Source organism: Aquabacterium sp. A08 (assembly GCF_011742065.1).
Window position 1 is genome coordinate 1 of record NZ_JAAQQT010000529.1, and the last position, 5,809, is coordinate 5,809.

7 protein-coding genes are annotated in these 5,809 nt (G+C 70.0%); all 7 read left to right on the forward strand.

Annotation, left to right across the window (positions count from 1 at the left end; translation table 11 throughout):
• Nucleotides 1-417, forward strand: a 417-nt coding sequence (locus HA630_RS03920; RefSeq protein WP_166832494.1) for a flagellar hook-basal body complex protein, incomplete at its 5' end; no start/stop codon positions are given.
• A gap of 20 nt (nt 418-437) precedes the next feature.
• Complete coding sequence (flgF, locus tag HA630_RS03925) at nt 438-1,178, forward strand: flagellar basal-body rod protein FlgF (RefSeq protein ID WP_166832495.1); 741 nt, start codon at nt 438-440, stop codon at nt 1,176-1,178.
• 38 nt (nt 1,179-1,216) lie between these two features.
• A complete protein-coding gene (flgG, locus tag HA630_RS03930; protein WP_166832496.1) occupies nt 1,217-1,999 on the forward strand; it encodes a flagellar basal-body rod protein FlgG in 783 nt (260 codons plus the stop codon).
• Between the two features lie 28 nt (nt 2,000-2,027).
• Nucleotides 2,028-2,747, forward strand: a complete 720-nt coding sequence (locus tag HA630_RS03935) for a flagellar basal body L-ring protein FlgH (RefSeq protein ID WP_166832497.1) — start codon at nt 2,028-2,030, stop codon at nt 2,745-2,747.
• Between the two features lie 76 nt (nt 2,748-2,823).
• Nucleotides 2,824-3,963 carry a flagellar basal body P-ring protein FlgI gene (locus HA630_RS03940; protein WP_166832499.1) on the forward strand — a complete coding sequence of 380 codons (1,140 nt, stop codon included), beginning with the start codon at nt 2,824-2,826 and terminating at the stop codon, nt 3,961-3,963.
• Nucleotide 3,964: 1 nt separating this feature from the next.
• The gene (flgJ, locus tag HA630_RS03945) at nt 3,965-4,843 is read left to right on the forward strand and encodes a flagellar assembly peptidoglycan hydrolase FlgJ (RefSeq protein WP_166832501.1); all 879 of its coding nucleotides are present in this window, start codon (nt 3,965-3,967) and stop codon (nt 4,841-4,843) included.
• An 18-nt stretch (nt 4,844-4,861) separates the two neighbouring features.
• On the forward strand, nt 4,862-5,809 hold a 948-nt coding region (gene flgK, locus HA630_RS03950), incomplete at its 3' end, for a flagellar hook-associated protein FlgK (protein WP_166832503.1).

The following is a 5,809-nucleotide window of genomic DNA, read 5'->3' on the forward strand; positions in this document are numbered from 1 at the left end:
ACCATCACCCAGTTTGGGGGCAAGTTCGGGGTGTACGACTTGACCCAGAACGGCTACGCGAAAGGCGATCTGACGTCGATCGACATCGGCGAGAGCGGGGTGATTCTGGCCCGTTATTCCAACGGCGTGTCCAAGGCCGAGGGCATGGTGGCGCTGGGCACCTTCCGCAACCTGCAGGGGCTGCAGCCGGTCAACGGCGGCTACTGGAGCGAGACCTTCGCGTCTGGGCAAGCGGTGATGGGCAGCCCACAGGACAGCGGCCTGGGCCTGATCCGCCAGAGCGCGCTGGAGGAGTCGAACGTGGACCTGACGCAGGAGCTGGTCAACATGATCGTGGCGCAGCGCGCCTACCAGGCCAACGCACAGACCATCAAGACGCAGGACCAGGTCCAGCAAACGCTGGTCAACCTGCGCTGAACGTCGCCGGGGGCTGAACCATGGACCGCGTCATCTACACCGCCTTGTCGGGCGCCAGCGCTGCGATGCACCGCCAGCAGGTGCTGTCGCACAACCTGGCCAACGTCAACACCAACGGCTTTCGGGCCGAGATGGCGACCTTCCGCGCGGTGCCGCTGCGCGGCGAGGGCGCGAACACGCGGGTCCATGCGCTGGAGGCCACCGCCGGCCACCTGGACACCCCGGGCAGCATGAACAGCACCGGCCGCAACCTGGACGTGGCGGCGGTGGGCGCGGCCTATTTCGCCATCCAGGGGCTGGACGGCACCGAGGCCTACACCCGCGCCGGTGCGCTGCAGGTGTCGGCTCAGGGCCAGCTGGTGGGCCACGCCGGCCTGCCCATGCTGGACGCGGGCGGCGCGCCGATCGACATTCCCGACAACGCCCGCGTGGCGATTGCCAGCGACGGCACGGTGAGCGCCCAGGTGGGCAACGAGCCGGTGCAGGCGGTGGGCCGGCTCAAGCTGGTCACGCCCAACGCCGCCGCGCGCCTGCAACGCGGCGACGACGGCCTGTTCCGCAGCGCCGACGGCGGCGCGCTGCCGCAAGACCCGGCCGCCCAGCTCGCCGACGGCATGCTGGAGGGCTCCAACGTCAACCCCATCGAGGCCATGGTCGGCATGATCGGCGTGGCCCGGCAGTACGAGCTGCAGATGCGGCTGCTGCAGAACGCCGAGAAAAGCGACCAGGCCGCCAGCCAGTTGCTGAGCCTGAACGGCTGAGCGCCGCCCGCCCTTAGCCCCCACACCGGAGCATTCCCATGATCAATTCCTTGCAAATCGCCAAGACCGGCATGCAGGCCCAGCAGACCCAGCTGGACGTGATCTCGCACAACCTGGCCAACGTGTCCACCTCGGGCTTCAAGCGCGGCACCGCGCTGTTTGAAGACCTGATCTACCAGAACCTGCGCCAGGTGGGGGGCAACAGCGCCGAACAGTCGGAACTGCCCACCGGCCTGCAGCTGGGCCTGGGCGTGCGCACCGTGGCCACCGCCCGCACCTACACCCAGGGCAACCTGCAGCAGACCGGCAACAACCTGGACGTGGCCATCAACGGCGACGGCTTTTTCCAGATCGAGATGCCCGACGGCACCACCGCCTACAGCCGCGACGGCAGCTTCAAGCTGACCGCGCAGGGCGAACTGGTGACCAACAGCGGCTACCGCGTGCTGGGCGGGGTGACCATCCCGGCCGACACCCGCAGCGTGACCATCGGCACCGACGGGCTGGTGTCGGTCATCGTCGGCAACAACCCCACGCCGCAGCCGGCCGGCACCATCGAGCTGGCCTCGTTCGTGAACCCGGCCGGGCTGGAGCCGCGCGGGCAGAACCTGTTCACCGAAACCCCGGCCTCGGGCAACCCGACCACCGGCACGCCCGGCTCCGAAGGCCGCGGCCCGGTGCTGCAGGGTTACCTGGAAAGCTCCAACGTGAACGTGGTGCAGGAACTGGTGAGCATGATCCAGACCCAGCGCGCCTACGAGATGAATTCCAAGGCGATCCAGACCTCGGACCAGATGCTGCAACGCCTGGCCCAGCTCTGAGCCCGACCCGCCAACCGCCGGAGTGGACATGAACATCCCCGCCCCCCGTTCCGCCCGCCGGCGCCGCGCCGGCGCCTGGTGCCTGCTCGGCCTGGTGGCCGTGGCCGCTTCGGGGTGCGCGTCGCTGTCGCAGATCCCGGACGTGGACCTGGCCAAGGCACCGGAGAAGCTGGACTACCCGCAGGCGCGAGCGGCCGCGCCCGAGCCCGTCAACGGCAGCCTGTTCAGCGCGGCCAGCTACCGCCCCGGCTTCGAGGACCACCGCGCCCGCCTGGTCGGCGACACGCTGACGGTGCAGATCGCCGAGCGCCTGTCGGCCACGCAGCAGTCGTCGTCCAGCGTCAACCGCGAGTCGGAGCTGAGCGCGGGCGTGTCCACTTTTCCCTTCTTGAACCAGAACCTGCTGGGCAAGCTGAACGCGGGCGCCGAGTCGTCCAACACCTTCAACGGCGACGGCAGCACCCAGGCCAGCAACACCTTCACCGGCAACATCACCGCGGTGGTGACCGAGGTGCTGCCCAACGGCCACCTGCGGGTGGTGGGCGAAAAGCAGATCGGCGTGAACCAGAACGTGGACGTGCTGCAGTTCTCGGGCACGGTGGACCCGCGCACCATCCGCCCGGGCAACACCGTGCCGTCCACCCAGGTGGCCGACGTGCGGGTGTTGTCGCGCGGGCGCGGCGCGCAGGCCGATGCGCAGACATTTGGCTGGCTTTCCCGCTTCTTTTTGACGCTTTTGCCCTTCTAAAGTTTTTCGACAATCGGTTCATGCGGTGCGTGTGGCGTGTGCCCCCCGGGCAACGCCGCTGGAAAAGGACCCCACCATGAACCGATTTGCCATTGCTCCCCCCCGTTTCCTGGCGCTGGCCTTGCTGCTGGCCCTGCTGGCCCTGCCGGGCGGCGCCGCGCTGGCGCAGGCCGCGCGCATCAAAGACGTGGCCGCGGTGCAGGGCGTGCGCAGCAACCAGCTGACCGGCTATGGCCTGGTGGTGGGGCTGGACGGCACCGGCGACCAGTCGTCGCAAATGCCCTACACCAGCCAGACGCTGGCCAACTACCTGCAGCAAATGGGCATCACCCTGCCGCCCGGCGCCAACCTGCAGCCCAAGAACGTGGCCGCGGTGCTGGTGACGGCGCAGCTGCCGGCCTTTGCCCGCCCGGGCCAGGCCATCGACGTGACCGTGTCGTCGGCGGGCAACGCCAAGTCGCTGCGCGGCGGCACCCTGATCACCACGCCGCTGCGCGGGGTGGACGGCCAGGTCTATGCGCTGGCCCAGGGCAACCTGCTGGTGGGCGGGGCGGGCGCGTCGGCCGGCGGCAGCAGCGTCACCATCAACCACCTGAGCGCCGGCCGCATTCCCGGCGGCGGTCAGGTCGAACGGGCCGTGCCCACCCCCTTCCTGCTGGGCGAGCACATCGACCTGAACCTGAACGCCGCCGATTTCCAGACCGCGCGCCGGGTGGCGCAGTCCATCAACCGCGCCCTGGGCGAGGGCATGGCGCAGGCGCTGGACGGCCGCATGGTGCGGGTGCGCGCGCCGCTGGACCCGAACGCCCGCGTGGCGTTTGTGGCCGACATCGAAGACCTGCCGCTGGACCTGCCGCGCGCCGCCGCCAAGGTGGTGGTGAACGCGCGCACCGGCTCGGTGGTGATGAACCAGTCGGTGGCGCTCAGCCCCAGCGCCGTGGCCCACGGCAACCTGTCGGTCAGCATCAGCTCCACGCCGCAGGTCAGCCAGCCCGGCCCGTTCGCCCCGCCCGGGGCCCAGACGGTGGTGACGGAGAAGGCCGACATCCAGGTCAGCCAGCAGGGCGGGGCGCTGATCCAGATGGCGGCGTCGGCCCAGCTGGGCGACGTGGTCAAGGCGCTCAACGCCCTGGGCGCGACGCCGCAGGACCTGGTGGCCATCCTCCAGGCGCTCAAGGCCGCCGGCGCGTTGCAGGCGGAGCTGGAGGTGATCTGACATGTCGCTGTCACCCACCTCCACCCTGGCGCTGGCGGGCCAGCGCGGCCTGGCCGCCGACAGCAAGTCGCTCGACGGCCTCAACAGCCTGGCCGGGCGCGACGCGAAGGCGGCCCTTAAAGAAACGGCGCGCCAGTTCGAGGCGCTGTTCATGAAGGAAATCCTCAAGAGCATGCGCGAGGCCTCGATGAAAAGCGGCCTGATGGACAACGAATCCAGCGACCTGGGCACCCAGTTGCTGGACGAGCAGTGGGCGGTGCAGATGACCGGCCTGCCCGGCGGGCTGGGCGAGATGATCGAGCGCCAGCTGGCGCAGCAGGCGGCACCGGCCGGCGGGGGCGCGCCCGCGGCCACCGGCGCGGCGGCGCCGACGCTGGGCGCGGTGTCGGCCGCGCCGCGCGCCACGCCCACCCAGGCGCAGTTCGTGGCCCAGCACGGCGCGGCGGCGCAGCAGGTGGCGCGCGAGTCGGGCATCCCGGCCAGCTTCATGATCGGCCAGGCCGCCCACGAAACCGGCTGGGGCCGCAGCGAGATCCGCCACGCCGACGGCCGCCCGGCACACAACCTCTTTGGCATCAAGGCCGGCGCGGGCTGGAAAGGTCCGGTCGCCGAAATCACCACCACCGAATACGTGGACGGCGTGGCACGCAAGGTCACCGCCAAGTTCCGCGCCTACACGTCGTACGCCGAGTCGTTCCGCGACTACGCCCGCCTGATCGGCCAGAGCCCGCGCTACGCCCAGGTGATGAACCAGCTGCACTCGCCCCAGGCCTTCGCCAGCGGCCTGCAACAGGCCGGCTACGCCACCGACCCCCAGTACGCGGCCAAGCTGAGCCGCGTCATCAACACCACGCTGAGCCTGCAGCGCGCCCAGGCCTGAGGCTGAAAGACCCACCCCATGAGCGGCTTCAACATCGCCACCGGCGCGCTGACCACCAACCTGGCGGCGCTGCAGGTCATTGGCCAGAACATCGCCAACGTCAACACCGTGGGCTATTCGCGCCAGACGGTGCAGCAGGCCCAGATTCCGGGCCAGTTGGTCGGCAACGGCTACTTCGGCAAGGGCGTGGAAGTGGCTGCGGTCGAGCGCAGCTACAGCGCCTTCCTCACGCGCGAGGCCAACCTGAGCGCCGCCGGTGCCGCCTCAGCCACGGTGCGCTACGACCGCCTGCAGCAGCTGGAACAGCTCTTTCCCATGGGCGAGGCCGGCCTGGGGTCGCAGCTCAACACCTTCCTCAACAGCTGGGCCGATGTGGTGGCCTCGCCGCTGAACCCGACCGCCCGCGGCGTGGTGCTGAGCACCGCCGAGCAGATCGCCGCACGCCTGCGCCAGAGCGCCAACCAGCTCGACGAGCTGCAGGTGACCACCCGCCTCCAGATCGAGGCCGGCATCGACACCGTGAACCGGCTGTCGCAGAACATCGCCACGCTGAACCAGCGCATTGTCGAGGCCTACGGCGCCGGGCGCCCGCCCAACGACCTGCTGGACCAGCGCGACCGCGTGGTGGCCGAGCTGAACAAGTACGTGCAGACCACCACGCTGGAGGCCGACGACCGTTCCATCACCGTGTTCGCCGCTGGCAGTTATCCGCTGGTGCTGGGCAGCACCGCCAACCCGCTGGTCAACCCGCCGCCGCTGGACCCGTCCGGCGACATTGCGCTGGCGCTGGGCAACGAGAACGCCCTCATCAACACCGACCTGCTGGGCGGCGGGGAACTGCAGGGGCTGCTGCGCTTTTACAACAACGACGTGGCCGACGTGCGCAACCAGCTGGGGCGCCTGGCCTTGTCGATGGTGGAGCTGACCAACCGGCAGCACCAGGCGGGCCTGGACCTCAACGGCGAC